The organism is Shewanella sp. 2_MG-2023 (genome assembly GCF_030548905.1).
Classification (GTDB): domain Bacteria; phylum Pseudomonadota; class Gammaproteobacteria; order Enterobacterales; family Shewanellaceae; genus Shewanella; species Shewanella electrodiphila.
Genome location: NZ_JAUOSO010000007.1, coordinates 46642 through 62945, shown reverse-complemented (window position 1 = coordinate 62945; position 16304 = coordinate 46642). Strand labels below are relative to the sequence as shown.

13 protein-coding genes are annotated in these 16304 nt (G+C 41.8%); 4 read left to right on the top strand and 9 right to left on the bottom strand.

Features of this window, described 5'->3' with window-relative positions:
- Positions 1-148 precede the first annotated feature (148 nt).
- The gene (gene nrfA, locus Q4600_RS08855; RefSeq protein WP_229371444.1) at positions 149-1543 is read left to right on the top strand and encodes an ammonia-forming nitrite reductase cytochrome c552 subunit; all 1395 of its coding nucleotides are present in this window, start codon (positions 149-151) and stop codon (positions 1541-1543) included.
- A gap of 171 nt (positions 1544-1714) precedes the next feature.
- Positions 1715-2161 carry a GFA family protein gene (locus Q4600_RS08850; RefSeq protein WP_229371442.1) on the top strand — a complete coding sequence of 149 codons (447 nt, stop codon included), beginning with the start codon at positions 1715-1717 and terminating at the stop codon, positions 2159-2161.
- A 25-nt stretch (positions 2162-2186) separates the two neighbouring features.
- On the opposite strand, the gene Q4600_RS08845 is transcribed toward Q4600_RS08850, so the two are convergent.
- The 4 genes from Q4600_RS08845 to lpxL all read right to left on the bottom strand — a co-directional run bounded on the left by Q4600_RS08845 (position 2187) and on the right by lpxL (position 7742).
- The gene (locus Q4600_RS08845; RefSeq protein ID WP_303515408.1) at positions 2187-3875 is read right to left on the bottom strand and encodes a pitrilysin family protein; all 1689 of its coding nucleotides are present in this window, start codon (positions 3873-3875) and stop codon (positions 2187-2189) included.
- Positions 3875-5374: a pitrilysin family protein gene (locus tag Q4600_RS08840; protein WP_303515405.1), complete on the bottom strand. Its 1500-nt coding sequence runs from the start codon at positions 5372-5374 to the stop codon at positions 3875-3877. Before Q4600_RS08840 ends, Q4600_RS08845 begins: the two co-directional genes overlap by 1 nt.
- A 148-nt stretch (positions 5375-5522) precedes the next feature.
- The gene (locus Q4600_RS08835; RefSeq protein ID WP_102528206.1) at positions 5523-6488 is read right to left on the bottom strand and encodes a L,D-transpeptidase family protein; all 966 of its coding nucleotides are present in this window, start codon (positions 6486-6488) and stop codon (positions 5523-5525) included.
- A 327-nt stretch (positions 6489-6815) separates the two neighbouring features.
- On the bottom strand, positions 6816-7742 hold the full coding sequence (gene lpxL, locus Q4600_RS08830) for an LpxL/LpxP family Kdo(2)-lipid IV(A) lauroyl/palmitoleoyl acyltransferase (protein WP_303515401.1): 927 nt from the start codon (positions 7740-7742) through the stop codon (positions 6816-6818).
- 104 nt (positions 7743-7846) lie between these two features.
- On the opposite strand from lpxL, the gene hldE reads away from it, so the two are divergent.
- Positions 7847-9277 carry a bifunctional D-glycero-beta-D-manno-heptose-7-phosphate kinase/D-glycero-beta-D-manno-heptose 1-phosphate adenylyltransferase HldE gene (gene hldE, locus Q4600_RS08825; RefSeq protein WP_102528208.1) on the top strand — a complete coding sequence of 477 codons (1431 nt, stop codon included), beginning with the start codon at positions 7847-7849 and terminating at the stop codon, positions 9275-9277.
- Positions 9277-10308, top strand: coding sequence for a hypothetical protein (locus tag Q4600_RS08820; protein WP_303515396.1), 1032 nt, complete (start codon positions 9277-9279; stop codon positions 10306-10308). The genes hldE and Q4600_RS08820 overlap by 1 nt, the downstream gene beginning before the upstream one ends.
- 95 nt (positions 10309-10403) lie before the next feature.
- Here Q4600_RS08820 and Q4600_RS08815 read toward each other — a convergent pair whose 3' ends face one another.
- The 5 genes from Q4600_RS08815 to Q4600_RS08795 all read right to left on the bottom strand — a co-directional run bounded on the left by Q4600_RS08815 (position 10404) and on the right by Q4600_RS08795 (position 16101).
- A complete protein-coding gene (locus Q4600_RS08815; RefSeq protein ID WP_102528211.1) occupies positions 10404-11762 on the bottom strand; it encodes a MipA/OmpV family protein in 1359 nt (452 codons plus the stop codon).
- Between the two features lie 183 nt (positions 11763-11945).
- Positions 11946-12959 (bottom strand): diguanylate cyclase, encoded by a 1014-nt coding sequence (locus Q4600_RS08810; protein WP_102528212.1) that lies wholly within the window; start codon positions 12957-12959, stop codon positions 11946-11948.
- Positions 12960-13247: 288 nt separating this feature from the next.
- On the bottom strand, positions 13248-14627 hold the full coding sequence (locus Q4600_RS08805) for an NAD(P)(+) transhydrogenase (Re/Si-specific) subunit beta (protein WP_102528213.1): 1380 nt from the start codon (positions 14625-14627) through the stop codon (positions 13248-13250).
- A gap of 5 nt (positions 14628-14632) precedes the next feature.
- The gene (locus Q4600_RS08800; RefSeq protein ID WP_055025191.1) at positions 14633-14908 is read right to left on the bottom strand and encodes an NAD(P) transhydrogenase subunit alpha; all 276 of its coding nucleotides are present in this window, start codon (positions 14906-14908) and stop codon (positions 14633-14635) included.
- 5 nt (positions 14909-14913) lie between these two features.
- On the bottom strand, positions 14914-16101 hold the full coding sequence (locus tag Q4600_RS08795) for an NAD(P) transhydrogenase subunit alpha (protein WP_102528214.1): 1188 nt from the start codon (positions 16099-16101) through the stop codon (positions 14914-14916).
- Positions 16102-16304 lie beyond the last annotated feature (203 nt).

Genomic DNA, 16304 nt, shown 5'->3' with positions numbered 1-16304 from the left:
ACATATTAACATATTGATCTAGCGCAAGCTTATTGTCTAATACTCACAAAGGGGTATTCTTAATTTAACCTTAAATGGATAAGTTTGTTCATGGAGATGTCGTGAATATTTAAAATAAAATGTAACACGGAGATGAACGGTGATGAAAATGAAAGCAAAAGTTGTTGCGCTTAGTGCGTTGATGGCAACCAGTTTTATGATGACTAGTGCGATGGCTAGTGATAAAACTGAACCAAGAAATGAAGTATATAAAGATAAGTATAAATTGCAATATGAAACTTGGCATGCGACATCAGAAAGCGATGAAATCGTTGATGTGTTAGCAGAAGATCCAAACCTGGTTGTGTTATGGGCAGGTTACGGTTTTGCTAAGGATTATAATAAAGCTCGTGGTCACCACTACACAGTGACTGATTTGCGTAATACATTACGTACTGGCGCACCAACTGGACCAGATGATGGCCCAATGCCTATGGCATGTTGGAGCTGTAAAAGTCCCGATGTACCTCGTATGATCGAAGAGCAAGGCGAAGACGGTTACTTTAAAGGCAAATGGTCTAAAGGCGGAGCTGAAATCGTTAACTCTTTAGGTTGTGGCGATTGTCATGAAAAAGGTTCACCAAAATTACGTATTTCTCGTCCATATGTTGATCGCGCTTTAGAAGCTATCGATAAGCCATTTGATAAAGCGTCTCGTAAAGACAAGCAGTCTATGGTTTGTGGTCAATGTCACGTTGAATACTACTTCGAGAAAACTGAAGACCGTAAAGGTTACGTGAAATTCCCATGGGACAACGGTACAACTGTTGAAGAAATGGAAGTTTACTATGATGCAATCAACTTTGCTGATTGGACTCACGCGATTTCTAAAACGCCTATGCTAAAAGCACAACACCCTGGTTATGAAACCTGGATGCTAGGTATGCACGGTAAAAACAACGTAAGTTGTACTGACTGTCATATGCCACGTGTTGCTAAAGCGAATGGTAAAGGCAAATTCACTGACCATAAAGTGGGTAACCCTTTCGATCGTTTCGACGAAACTTGTGCAACTTGTCATGAAGGTAAAACGAAAGAATTCATGATGGAAGTGACTCACGAGAATCAAAAGAACGTGACTGAAATTAAGCTAAGAGCTGAAACTCAACTTGTACATGCTCACTTCGAAGCTGGCGCAGCTTGGGAAGCAGGTGCAACTGAAGCTGAAATGAAGCCTATCCTAATGGATATTCGTCACAGTCAGTGGCGCTGGGATTACGCTACAGCATCTCACGGTGTTGCAGCTCATGCTCCAGCAGAAGCGTTACGCATATTAGGTGGCGCAGTTGATAAAGCAGCTAATGCACGTATCAAACTGGCTCAACTACTTGCAGCTAAAGGCGTGAAAATGCCAATCGCTATCCCTGATATCTCTACTAAAGAGAAAGCGCAGGAAGCATTAGGTATGGACATGGATAAGATGAATGCTGATAAGCAAAGATTCTTAAAAGAACTTGCTCCTAAGTGGGATGCTGAAGCTGAAAAGCGTGAAGCGACTTACTAAATAAGTTTGCTCCTTTAAAAATATCTCTATTAAAAGCCCTCATTTGAGGGCTTTTTTATTGGTTATTTATTGATTCAGGGGGGAGTTATTCAGATAGTTTTGACTTCATTTGTGGCTGAGGTAATGATAAATACTCAATCAATTGGCAATTTAACCATTAAGGAATGAGTTATGGGTATGGAACAGCAGGCGGTTGAAATCGTTGAAACAAATAAACCTGTTATTTTACAAGGCGGCTGTTTATGTGGCGCAGTGCGATATCAGCTATCTGCCAAGCCATTTGATGCCGATTATTGCCATTGCAAGCAGTGCCAAAAATCGTCTGGTGCCGTATTTCAAGTATGGATGGATTTTAAACGCGAGCAAGTAACCTGGCTTAAAGGCGAGGTGAGCGAATTTGAATCTTCAGATAATGTTCGTCGTGGTTTTTGCAAGCAATGCGGTTGCACATTAAGTTATCGGGATACGCGCTACCCTGATTATTTCACACTGACCATTGGTTCTTTAGATGAGCCGAGCTTAATTAAACCTAACTATCATATCTATACATCAAACCAAGTGAAGTGGTTATCGATTACTGATGACTGCGAACGTTATCAGCAAGAAAGAACTTCGTAGCCTGTGGCGTCAGTTTTCTTATTTGTTAGTCGCGCGCTGAAATCAATTGTACTTGCCAGCTTGGTAGTTTTTGTCGAATATCTGCGCTGATTTTATCTGCGTCGCCACGGATGACGACTGTGGGGGGATGGGATAAAACATGATTCGAGATTTGTAAAAACTGTTCTGGGGTAAGCTGGCTTATTGCGTTGACTTCCTGTTGCGCTTGCTGAGTTGTTTTGCCTGATAAAATATTACGTATGTAATTACTTTCTTTACCAAAAGTCGTGTCCAATGCCAGTTGTTGCTGTCCAATTAAATAGGTCGAGACTGCATTTAACTCAGCTTGACTAACAGTGCTTTCGGTCAGTAGCTGAGTATGGTCAAGTATGCCTTTAATAAAGGCCCCTGAGTTTTCTAGTGCTGTGCTGCCATAAAAATATAAATACTGACTAAGTGGTGCATCAACACAGCGGCCGTAGATCCCATAGGTTAATCCGCGGGTTTCACGTAAATCGTAGAATAATCTGCCGCTGTAACTTCTACCTAATAATGGTGCGATGGTTTTACAACCTACACTATTATTCGTTGCCGTCTGTTGGTGGTGATTCAATAAGTTGTTCGCATTTTCGCTAACAAAGCCTACTCTCACCTGTGTTTGCACTGTATCTGGCGCATCAATGAGATAAATAGTGGCTGTGGGAGTTATTTGATTTTTGGGAGTAACCTCAGTGGTTAAAATTTTTGTATTATGGACAGTGTTGCTGGCTGTGTGACTGGCTTTGTTATTCAACATGTTATCACTGGTACTGGAGTCATGTAGTAGCCAGAGAGGTAAACTGTCATTAATCGTTTTGCTATGCAGGTTTTCAGCTGTTTCACGTTCGATTAGAGGCTGATTCAAAGGCTTTTGCGAATCATGATTAAATGAATTTTCTACATCATTAGTAAACAAATGCCATTGCAATCGCTCACGGGTAGTAAGTTGTAAGTGCTGCAATTGCTTAAAACCTGCTTCGGTGTTTTCAAGAGAGTCTACTAATCCCTGGTTGTCGAGACTTACATTATAAGGATGCTGTGGGCCGAGTAATTGACTGCGAAAGACTTTATCGATTTCTGAACCTGTGAATGCACCTATGTGTTTATTGAGTTTTAAGTTTCTTTGTACTGTTTCAATATTGAGGTTAGTTAACGCTTTTTCATCCCAAAACGCCCAAACTAATGATTGCATTTCATTAAATGGCGCAGCGCATTGCATTGTGATAGCGATACTATGCAAGCTGGCTCTAAAACGGATGCTGTCATAGCAGGCGGCAATATTTGGCTTATGTTGCTGTTGGTTTGCTAGTTCTTTACGGCGTTGAGAAAATGCTTCGATAAGCACATCAGGGTTTTCAAGCGATGCACTAGGTGATATTCCAATAAAATAAACTCGATTGAGTTTTGGTTGGCTTACAGCATCTTCTTGATTAACTGCCCATTGGTGAATTGATAGTTTGTCATTGATATTAATACTATTTGGTTCATTAGAAACTTGCGTACTGGTATTTCCCTCCTTGTTATTATCTCTGATTAAAGGCGTCGATAATGATGGCAGTTTAGGGACGTTGTCTAATTCAGCAAACTGAGGCACTTTAGGCGGTTGTGACTCAGTAAAAATGATCGGGGAGTGCTGGCAACCTAATAACAAAAAGCTAGTTAAGATGGTTAATAGGCTCAAGTGATAAGTTCTCATTATAGCGCCCACCTTTCTAGTTTCTCTGAAAACCCTTGAGGTAAGATTTCAAGTAACCCTTTCCCCCAGCGAATATACCAAGGCGGCAATAAATCGACTCGCACTGCTTTATCAATAAAGTATTCTTGAGTGACCCGCTGAATATCAGCTGAAGTGACGGCTTCGGTTCGGCGCCATGGCTGAGTTAATGGAAAGAATTTATCACGTTTAGAGGTGTTCGACAGGTATTTTGCTAAGGTCTGACTGTTTGATAATTGCTGGTTAATATCATTGAGTGCAACGGTTTTTAACGTGCATAAAGCTTGGTCGTTGAGGCCGTTTTCTATGACTTGGCTAAATAGTGATTCAACCAAATTTTGTAGTTCATCTAAAGAGGTGTTTGCTCTAGGGACGAGGACAAGGTTAGTGACACCGTGATTTTCCATGGTCAATGGGATTGAGTAGCTGAGCATTTGTGGTGGGTTTTCTAATGTGTTGGCTGCGAGCGCACTTTTGAGATTTTGAAACAAGTGGCTTTGTAAAAGGCTTACAGCTTCATAATCAGGGTGCTGTCTGCCGACAGTGTGCCATGCCATTAATAATGCAGGCCAAGGGCCTCGCTTATCAATGATTTCAGTTTTAGTGGCCGTTGGAGTTACTGATACGGCAGAAAACTCGTCTAGGTTGTGTTGAGGTGCTTGCCAATCAGCAAAATATTGTTTGATGGTATTTGTGCTATCAATATCAATATCAATATCAATCTTGCCGACTAAGGATAGCTGCATCGCATCGGGGCGATAATAACGCTGGTGAAATTGTTCAAGTTCGGCTGCGGTTGCACTTGTCACATCCGCTTTACTGCCAATGATGGCATGAGCATACGGGCTGCCAGCGACTTGGGAAAGTAAATACTCCATTGCAGGTCGAAGATAAGGTTGATTATCTATGCTAGTGGCCATTTCCTCTAGCACTGCACCTTGTTGGTTTTTAACTGTGGTTTCAGATAGTACAGGACGGATAAACCTGTCAGCTTCAAGAAATAAACTCAACTCCAATGCTTGCGCGGGGACAGTGACATAGTAATTGGTATAGTCAAAATGTGTGCTGGCATTAAAGCGGGCACCAATGGCGCTCATTTGCTGAGGGTAACTTTCGTTAGGGGCGTTTTCGCTGCCTTTAAATAGCAGGTGCTCAAACAAATGCGCATATCCTGTTTGCCCAGCTATTTCGTTACGTGAGCCTACGTTAAATTGACTTGCAATAGCGACAGTGGATTGCTGCGGTCTATTTAGTTGTCTGACGATTAAGCCATTATCCAACTCAGTGAGGCTAATTTGATGTTCAATTTGACTAAGTTGATTAAATTGACTGGTAAGCTTGCATTGAGACGCGGCCAGATTGAGTGGCATTAACCCCATGGTTAGTGAAAACAAACAGGTAAGCATTAATGCTAAAGGGAGGGTTTTATCTTTAACTCCCATCAACAGCTGAGATGTATTCTGCTTGATACCAGTTTTCAATCTATCACCATGAGTAAACTAACAATGGCTTTTTAGATTACTGATTTGTGGTGCGTTACTCAAGTTGGAATATGCAGGTTAGCGTTGGGGGGATGCCTAACCTCAATCAAATCTGATTGAGGTTAGATTGAGGCTTTAATGGAAAGAGTTACTCTGAATCCGCTGGCGCAGCGTCTTCATCTAATTGCGCATGTTGAATGCTGTTAATGCGAGTAGGCATCCCGGTTCTTTGCTCTAATAAACGCTTTAAAGTAAATGAGTCGGTTTCAGCATGAGCCACAATAGAGGTGATTTTCTTATCTAGCGTTAACGGTAATTGCTCAGATGACTCAAATTGCTCAATGGTTTCTGATAAAGGTTGGTGAACCTCTAAGTAACGATTACCGTCAGGCTCAATGGTGGCCTTAATTGGTTGATTTACGAACTCTACTCGAGTGCCAACGGGCACTGAATTAAATAGGTGCTCAATATCTTCATCGCGTAATCTCACACAACCTTGACTGACTCGAAGGCCAATACCAAAAGAGGCATTCGTTCCATGTACGGCAAAATAGTTACCTACGTAAAGTGCGAACAACCCCATTGGATTATCAGGGCCAGCAGGCCATACATCAGGAAGCTCTACACCTTTATCGGCATAAATTTTCCGAGTGTTTTGCGTCGGAGTCCAAGTCGGATTGGCGCGCTTTCGATACACTTGAGTGACCCAGTTTTCTGGGGTGTCACGGCCAACTTGTCCGATACCAATGGGTAACACTTCAACAGTGTTTTTACCCTTTGGATAATAATATAAACGCATCTCTGCACTGTTGATTACAATGCCTTTGCGAGGGGTATCGGGCAAAATAAGCTGGTGAGGAATGACTAAGGTACTGCCGGGTTTCGGTAGGTAAGGGTCAACACCAGGATTAGCTTCCATCATGTTGCTCAAGCCTAATTGGAATTCAGCAGCAATGGCTTCTAAAGTGAGCTTACCTTCAGGCACGACATAATATTGGTTTTCACCAATTAAGCGGCTGTCTTTAGCGGGCAAACGATATTCTACCGCGGCAGCGTTTAAGCTGGCCAAGAGGGTAGAAACAGCAATCAATGAAGCGCAAAACGACTTTAACATAAGGGCGATGTGTTCCTAATTATTGGTTTAGTAACTTAACAATGTAACAAGGCGTCCATATAAGTATTTGCCAAAGCGATTAGAAATCCGTATCTAAATCATCACTCAGCGTAGAGATTATGCTGAGTCATTTGTTGAAGCTATTAAGTTTGGCATCCTTGATCATTTCTTAATTGATTTCAAGTTGCCGATACACTTTATTAGCGTTTTCTCAATTGCTTGTTGAAATAGGTGACCGAGTTTAGCCACCTTTTATTTTCATTTTTGACGTTTAAAGTACTACTTAGTCAGTTTGCTGATTCAATTAAACTGCTTTTAATGCAGCATTTATTCGTATAGCGATGGTGTCTCTTTGGTTGGCCGAGTTTTAAATCGTCTATGTAGCCACATATATTGAGGACGATTTTTATCAATAATCGTTTCAATTATTTTATTGCCACGAATGGCGTCAGCGAGTTCATTTTCACCTGGGAAGTTATCCAATGGCGGCATAATCTCCATATGGTAACCATCATCATTACTATTGCGTTCGACAAAAAATGGCAGCACTTTAGCGCGGCCAAGTTTCGCAAGAGTGGTAGCGCCAGTAATAGTTGCAGCATCTGGTACAGCATATAAAGGAATAAATACCGCACTTGAACGGCCAAAATCTTGGTCTGCGGTATACCAAATCACATCAGGATTTCTCAAGCTTCTTACCATATTACGCAGGTCACGTTTAGGCACTAATCCTTTATTTGAACGCAGACGTCCATTCACCTGTAGGTATTCCATCACAGGGTTATCGTGGGGGCGGTATACACCAATTCCAGGTTGGAATTGACCAAACATTCTTGCGCCCATCTCTAGTGGCAAGCAATGCACGGCAAAGAGAATAACGCCATGGCCACTATCAAGCGTGTCAGTTACATGTTGATCGCCTTTCATGGTCATATGACGCTGTATTTTATCGTTAGACCACCACCATGCATTGATAGTATCGAAAATGGCTTTACCCGTTTCTTCAAAATTCTGTTTGAGTAGAGTATCTCTTTCTTGTTGTGGCATATCAGGAAAGCAAAGCTGTAAGTTACGTTCAGCTGTGTGCTTTCGCTTTGCTGCAAATTTGAGTACTAATCGACCCAGTCCTGCGCCCATTTTCATTTGCCAGCGTAAAGGTAATAATTGGGTAAGTCTCATAAAACCAACACCTAACCATAACGGCCAATGTTTCGGGTGTAATAAATGAGAACCAAATTGCGCTTTTTCTACCACGTGTAACTCACCCCAAATTCAAAATTAGTTGCTATTCTAACTTAATTTTATAGCAAAATTAGGTACAATCACCGTTTAATGTCAGCAAAAAGAAAAAGTTTATTATGAAGGTATCTCTACCAGCATTCGAAAAAGCCCGTGTTTTAGTTGTCGGCGATGTCATGCTTGACCGATATTGGGTTGGCCCTACGGGTCGTATTTCTCCTGAAGCGCCTGTACCTGTAGTGAACATTAATGAAATTGAAGACCGTCCAGGTGGAGCAGCAAACGTAGCATTAAATATTGCAGCGTTAGGTGGCCAAATTCAGCTGGCGGGTATTGTTGGGGCAGACGAGACTGCTCAAGCACTGACTGTAGGGGTTCAAGCACAAGGGGTTGAGCCTCGCTGGTTAACTGTGGCTGATAAGCCAACGATTACTAAGTTACGTGTGTTTTCCCGTAACCAGCAGTTAATCCGGTTAGATTTTGAAGAAAAATATGCCAAAGCTGACAGTGAAAACTTATTCAGTAGTAGTGAAGCTATTTTAGATGATGTCGATGTTCTCGTGCTTTCTGATTACGCCAAAGGTGCTATCGATACTCCTGTTGAGTTTATTGCCAAAGCACGTGCTAAAGGTGTCACTGTGTTAGTTGACCCTAAAGGCACTGACTTTGCTCGTTACCGCGGTGCATCTTTATTGACACCAAACATGAGTGAGTTTGAAGCTGTTGTTGGTGCGGTAACAGACGAAGCAGATTTAATCGCTAAAGCAAAACAGCTGATTAAAGAACATAATTTTGATGCCATGCTGGTCACTCGCTCTGAAAAAGGCATGACGCTTATCAGCCAAGATGAAGCTGAGCTGCACATTCCGACTGTGGCGCGTGAAGTTTACGATGTCACAGGTGCTGGCGATACTGTTATATCTGCGCTAGCTACCTCGTTAGCTGCAGGAAGTACGATGGCGCAGGCCTGTTCTATTGCAAACATCGCTGCAGGTGTGGTTGTTGCTAAGTTAGGTACCGCCACTGTTAGTCGCATTGAGTTAATTGAAGCGCTTGCGTTAAATCAAGGCGAGTCAGGTTTCGGTGTCGTCACTGAAGATCAACTGGCTTATGCCCTTGAGCAAGCACGGTTACGCGGTGAGAAAGTCGTAATGACCAATGGTTGTTTTGATATTTTACATGCAGGACATGTGAGTTATTTACAACAAGCAAAAGCCTTAGGGGATCGCTTAATCGTTGCAGTAAATGACGATGCTTCAGTGAAACGACTTAAAGGTGAAGGAAGACCCGTAAATCAAGAAGATCGCCGCATGGCTGTGCTAGCTGGTTTAGCGTCTGTCGATTGGGTTATTCCTTTCAGTGAAGATACTCCGCAACGCGTTATTAGCCGTTTATTACCAGATTCGTTGGTGAAGGGCGGTGACTACAAAGTCGAAGAAGTGGCTGGTGGTACTGAAGTGATGGCTGCTGGTGGTAAGGTTGAAATTCTTGGCTTTGAAGATGGCGTATCTACCACGGCAATAATTGAAAATATTATGGCTAAAAAATAGTGTTAAAACCGGCACTGCTAGTTCTTATCAGTGCCGTCAGCGTTAGCCCATTGTTGTTGGCTAACGCTGACGCTAATTTTCATTCTGATTCAACTTCAACTTCAACTTCAACTTCAACTTCAACACTTACGCCAACACAAAATTCAGTTCCAACGTCTTCATTAAATTCTACACCTGCGATAAATTCTTCTGAAGAAAGCGTGCAATCAAGTTTATACCCTCGTGAACCCATTGCAGAAAAAAGTGCACTTATTTGTCGTATATCAGATTATGCAAAGTGCCTTGCACAGCTTCCTGTAGCTGTAACTCGTCAGTTACCAAGTCATAATGATATTACCAATAGTCTAGGTTTTAAAAGCGCAGTGGTATTTCCTGTTAATAATGAGAATGTGGCAGGTTTGATTGTCATTAATCGTGTTCTTCCTTTGGTATATCAAAATGTGGCGCTTAATGGACAGATTTACCAATTAGACTTAGCACAGCAGTCACAGTTAACCTTGTGGCACGAAATAGGCCACTTACAGAATATCGCTTTGCAAGGCAAAGGGTTACCAAGTGAACTAACAGCCTATGAACATGAATGGTTAGCTGATGTTTACCTTGTTTGGCGTCTAGCGCAGTCGGATAGTTTAATCCTTGCTTGGCAACAGCTTCATCGACGTAATATGGCAGTGATTAACGACAGAGATAATATCAGCCACTGGAGCTCCCCGCAGTTGTTATGGTTGCTGACTCATTATTCGTTAGAAGAAATAAAACAGTTTGAACATTATAGTGACTTCATTATCGCAATCTACCCACTCAGTCCGACTATTGAAGCCACTGAAATGAAAGAAATAGCGAGCCTTATTCAGCGCACATTTAATCGCGGAGTTATGCCGGTTTTACCCAATTATATGTTTTGGCGCCAGGCTAGATTAATTGAAGTTTTACAGCCTACATTGTCGATATTAATGGGGGATGAGAATGCAAATCAATGGCTCATTGAGCAGTTTGCTGAGGCACCTACCTACTTTGATGCTAAATATTGATGCTGAATAAAACAGCCTGTCATATCAATGATGACAGGCCTCGTATATATATTGTTTAGTTATGTGCAGTTATGTGTAGTTATGTTTAGTTTGAACTAAAAATGCCATTGCACGTAAACGGTGTTGTAATTACTGCCACCTTTAATGCGTCCAAAAGCAGAGCTGGTTTCAAAAATGCCTGAACGGTGATGAATGCTGTAACCCAACCACGCATTTTGTAAAGGTGCATAGTTAAAGACATCACCAATGTTTACATCGAACGAGAAGTCTAAATAATTTAATAGTTTAGATGGGCGATAATCTTTTTCATCAAGCTCACTACCTTCAATATAAGTGACTTCGGAAACATAAGATAATCCTTCTGCGACACCGATGCGGAAACGCCAACCTAAATCAAGGGTGTAAAACGCTTTTACCCCAATAACCCCTTCAGCGAGGTTGTCTTGTACTTCAGAGTCATGATGCCATACACCCCCGGCAGTAAAGTACAGATCAATAGGTAACGTAAATAAGCTATCGGATAATGGAATACCATAAAACAAAGAGGTGAGCTGATTGTTATATCTGTCGCCTTTTGCATTGCCGGTTAAGATTTCGTTGAGATTTGAAGGCGTAGCCCAGCCGTGAGCAACACGTAAAAATTCACCGCTTTCTTTAGGTACGGGATTGGTATTTGGGCGCTTAGCATCGGGATAAAAACCGAAGCCAAAAAAGGATTCAAATTGATATTGGTTTTCAATGGTCGGTAAATCATAGATGTCATTTTCAAGGCGAGTGACCCCGAAATTAGCTAATAAGTATAAATTGCTGGCCAAATGATAACGAGTATTTAAGCCAGCAGAAAAGGCAAGCCCTGCGCCAGGGTCTATCTGGTCAAAACCATAATAATGCTCATTAAAGGAGTTACTTTTCCACTGAAACTCTGCAAAAGGGTTTAATTGCCAGTCGCCAGCAGTCCAGTGATACTGGGTGCGGGTGTAACCATAATAGCGTTTATTACCGTCACTCATAAAAGCAGCGTCAGCTTCTAAACCCTCTTTTTGGAACCGATACTGGATACCAAAATCAAACGCATCAGATTGAGTTTCGTTTTGATATTCTTGTGGAATATCCACAAAACGAAAGCGACTGTAGATATTTACTTGGTGTTCATCATTCTTCCATAAATGTACACCACCTTCTAATCCGTCTAAAAAGAAATAGTCATTTTCAAACTCAATTAGTGGCATGACATCGGTGACGACATCGTCTTCGGTGGCATAGGGAATATCAGCACGGCGCATTCCAATCCCTACGCCCCATTTACTTGGAAAGTACTCTACGGTCTTATCAGTGTGTGCGCTTTCGCTTGTTTTGTTGCTTGCTAATGGTTCAACTTCTACATTTTCACTGGCGGTCACAGATAGTGGACAAATGCATAAAAAGAAAGGAATAAGCTTCGAATATTTAGACATAAACTTAACTACCAGTAATAAATGAAATAAATAATTAACAATTGAGTAGGAAGTGTAAAGCGACTAAGTGTCAGGTTTTACAGTAACTTTGGAAGGATTATAGCATGGCATTTTTTTTAACATGACAAAACCGCTGATTTTTATAGCAAGTTGTTAACGTTTTTAATCAAATACAATTGCAGCTTAGGGGATGATTTGTGAAATGCTTTTTGGTTGTTGCCAAAAAGAGTAATTATGTTTCCCTGCTTGTTTGATCCCATACATGGCATTATCTGCTTGCTCGCAAACTTCAACAAAAAGATCTTTGCTAGTAAAACAGCTTATGCCAATACTGAGTCCAAGGGCGATATTTTTATCATCAATGGTTTGTGTTTGTTTAAAGTGACTGACCAGTGAACCTGCTAAAACACTTATTAATTTATACTCAGATATCGTGGTAATAATGACAAATTCATCACCACCAATTCTCGCAATCTTAGTTTTACTTTTGGGAAGTAAAGTCTCTGAGTAGTGCTGCAATACTTGGCTGATTTCAATCAGTGTTAAATCACCAAAACGATGACCAAAACGATCATTAACAGATTTAAAATTATCGACATCTATAAAGAGTAATGTACCAGAGTCAAACTTTGAGCTGCGTTGAAAGTCTTTGTAAACTTTCTCTGCTGCAGTGCGATTTAATAAGTCTGTTAATGGATCTCGATGTGCGAGTCGTGCTAAATCTAATTGGTAGCGCTTTTCTTGGGTGATATCGATGTGGGTTCCGAGAATTTTTAGCGGAGTACCATCTGTTGCATATTCAACTATCCTGCCGCGATCTGAGACCCAGCGGGTACTGCCATCTTTATGGATCATTCGGTGCACTGCTTGATAAACATCTTCTTGCCCATTAACGTGATCTTCAAATGCTTTAATGACCCAATCTTTATCTTCAGGGTGGAGGCTATTTTTCCAACTTTGCATATTGGCTGAATATTCTTCGCGGGTGTAACCTAACAATGAGCCCCATTCTTGATTATAAATACACAAGTCGCCTGTGGGCACATCTTGTTCCCACAAACACAACCCAGTGCCATCCAATGTTGCAGATAGCTGTTGCTGGATCTGTTTATTTTTTTGCTTTAGTGATTCATTTTCACTTTTAAGCTGAGCAATTTGTGCAGTTAGTGCTTCAATTTGAGAAGCGTTGATATCCATATTCGTCAATCATCCGAGTCATTAGGAAAAATAAACCAGCTAACATTTGTACGATTTTTAGACTTAATAGTCAATTATCATGACAATAGTCTAAATATTATCCATTAGAAAGCGTGAAAGATAAGGGAATGACGACAACCTGTCATTTAATTAAACTATTTTTTGTTCGATAAATGAACATGATGAAAATTAATCAGCTTGTTTAGCGAGTTATCGACAAGAAAAAAGGCCGCTTAGCGGCCTTTTCTATGAATATTGAGCATCAAGAGCGGATCAAGAGTGCATCAATTATTCAGCTTCTTTCAAGCTTTGTGTCAGTTCAACAATACCTTTTTTACCATCGCCGAATAACATTAATGTGTTATCCATGGCAAATAATGGGTTAGGCAAGCCTGCAAAACCTGGGCTTAAAGAACGTTTAATGACTACAACGGTTCTGGCTTTATCAACGTTCAGAATCGGCATGCCGTAAATTGGGCTACCTTTATCCTCACGTGCCATTGGGTTAGTAACATCATTGGCGCCAATCACAATCGCCACGTCAGTTTGCTCGAACTGTGGATTAATTTCATCCATTTCAATTAACTGCTCGTATGGCACTTCAGCTTCTGCAAGTAGTACGTTCATGTGGCCAGGCATACGGCCTGCTACAGGGTGAATTGCATACTTAACGTCAGTACCGCGGCTCTGTAATACGTTGGCAAGTTCACGTACGGCATGTTGAGCCTGAGCCATTGCTAAACCATAACCAGGTACAATCACAACGCGCTCAGCCGTTTCGAGCATCATGGCGATTTCATCTGGTGATGTTGATTTCACTTTACCAGCATATACTTCATCAGCATCAATCTTCTCGCCGCCTTCGGCCATCACACCGAATAACACATTAAACAGTGAGCGGTTCATTGCTTTACACATGATTTGCGTCAAGATAATACCTGAAGCGCCTACCAAAGAACCTGAAACAATCAGCACAGTATTGCCTGTGATGAAACCCGTCGTTGCGGCTGCGATACCTGAATATGAGTTAAGTAATGCAATCACAACTGGCATGTCTGCGCCGCCAATGGGCACTACAAGTAGTACACCTAACACCACCGCTACAGCCACTAAGGCATACATTAAGTTGGTGTTGGTTGGATCCATGACCATCGCAATCGCAAGCGCAATTGCACTGATTAATAGAATCGCATTTAACGGTTTGTTGCCGGGTACTTTAATCGGGTTACCCGAGATAAGCTCCTGCAGTTTAGCGAAAGCAACAAATGAGCCTGATAACGTGACAGAACCGATAATGATAGTGGCACCGATAGAGATAAGTGCTACTGCATTGGTTGCTGCTGCAGGATCAAGGAAGCTTGCAGCGGCAATTGCCAGTGAAGCACCGCCACCAAAACCATTCAGTAATGCCACCATTTGCGGCATGTCGGTGACTTTGATTTTTGTCGCCATCACGGCACCGATAGTACCACCCAGTAACACACCTGCGATGATCCACTCGTAGCTAAGAATGCTTTGATCAAACAAGGTCACGACAACAGCAATGAACATGCCCATCGCAGATAGTTGGTTGCCACGAACCGCAGTACGCGGTTTTGTAAGCCCTTTAATACCTAGAATAAATAAGACTGCGGCAACAAGGTAAGCTAAATAAATAAATGTTGTCATTGAGTCTATTTCCTTTTAAACATGGCTAGCATGCGGTTAGTTACCATGTAACCGCCCACCACGTTGATGGTGGCAAGCACTACAGCAATAAAGCCAAGTACGTTAACCATAATACCTGCGCCAGAGCCAGCTGATAATAATGCGCCAACTAGCGAAATACCTGAAATCGCATTTGAACCCGACATTAGCGGTGTGTGAAGCGTAGGAGGAACTTTAGTAATCAGTTCAACGCCTAAAAATACTGCAACAACAAAAAGTGTCAGTAATAGTAATAAGGTCATATCCATTAGGCTGTCTCCTCTGATGGGGTTTCAGGTGTCGCCAAAGGTGCTAAACCCAGTAAGTCACGAAGACGGGCACTACTAACATCATTACCATGAGCTACAACAGTATCGCTGACGATTTCATCTTCAAAATCAAGTACTAGCTCACCTTCTTTAGTGATAAGTAGGTTAAGTAGGTTTTCAACATTTTTACCGTACATTTGGCTGGCATGGTTTGCAGCAGTGCTGGGTACATTTGAAGGGCCTAAAATCATCACTCCATTATGCATAATGACTTCATCTACTTGAGTTAACTCACAGTTACCGCCACTTTCAGCGGCTAAATCAACAATGATTGTGCCGCTTTTCATGCCATCAACCATTTCTTTAGTGATAAGCACTGGTGCTTTACGACCCGGGATAGCCGCAGTGGTAATGACAATGTCTTGTTGCGCTAACACATTCGCCATAGCTTGTTGCTGACGTTTCAAAAAGTCATCACTTTGCTCAGCAGCGTAGCCACCTTTGGTTTCAGTATTTTCAGCTTCAATATCCAGCTCAACAGGTTTGGCGCCGACTGAAATAATTTGTTCGCGAGCAGCAGGGCGGATGTCATAAGCTTCAACAACAGCGCCTAACCGCTTTGCTGTTGCACAAGCTTGAAGGCCTGCAACACCGACACCCATGATAAAGGCACGAGTCGGTTTTAATGTACCGGCAGCAGTCATCATCATTGGGAACAAGCGCGGGGCTTTGTGCGCGGCAAGTAATACGGCTTTATAGCCAGAAATGGTTGCCATTGACGATAAGACATCCATGCTTTGAGCACGAGTGATACGCGGGATCAATTCAAGCGCAATTGCACTGCCGCCAGTGTTGGCGATTGCCTGGGCATTTTGAGGATTAACTAACGGATCCATCATCCCTATAACCAATTGATGTGGTTTCAAAACAGCTTGAATTTCATCAAATTGATCACCCTTACAGTTTACCACTGTAATGATATCGGCTTCAGTGAGTAGAGCTTCTCGTGAAGAAGCTATTGTGGCCCCAACTTTGACGTAATCGTCATCGGTGAAACCTGCTTGTAGTCCAGCGCCTGATTCTACGATCACTTGTAGCTGTTTTTTCATTAAAATGGTCACATTAGCAGGGATTAGCGCAACGCGTTGCTCACCTGGGTGACTCTCTTTCGGTAGACCTAATTTCAAAAGGACAACCTCTTAGTTATATGTAGGGAAGGGTCGGGTCGTTTTAGTATTTCGAGTTGCCTGAACAGCAGCCATTACGACTTTTGATTATTCACACAACTTTAGTACCATTTTTATAAAGTGCATCATTCTGGCAACTCTTAAGTTTGATACAAGTAAAGAATGAGCTAAATCTCATTTTTACCGAGGTCTGACCTAAAAGT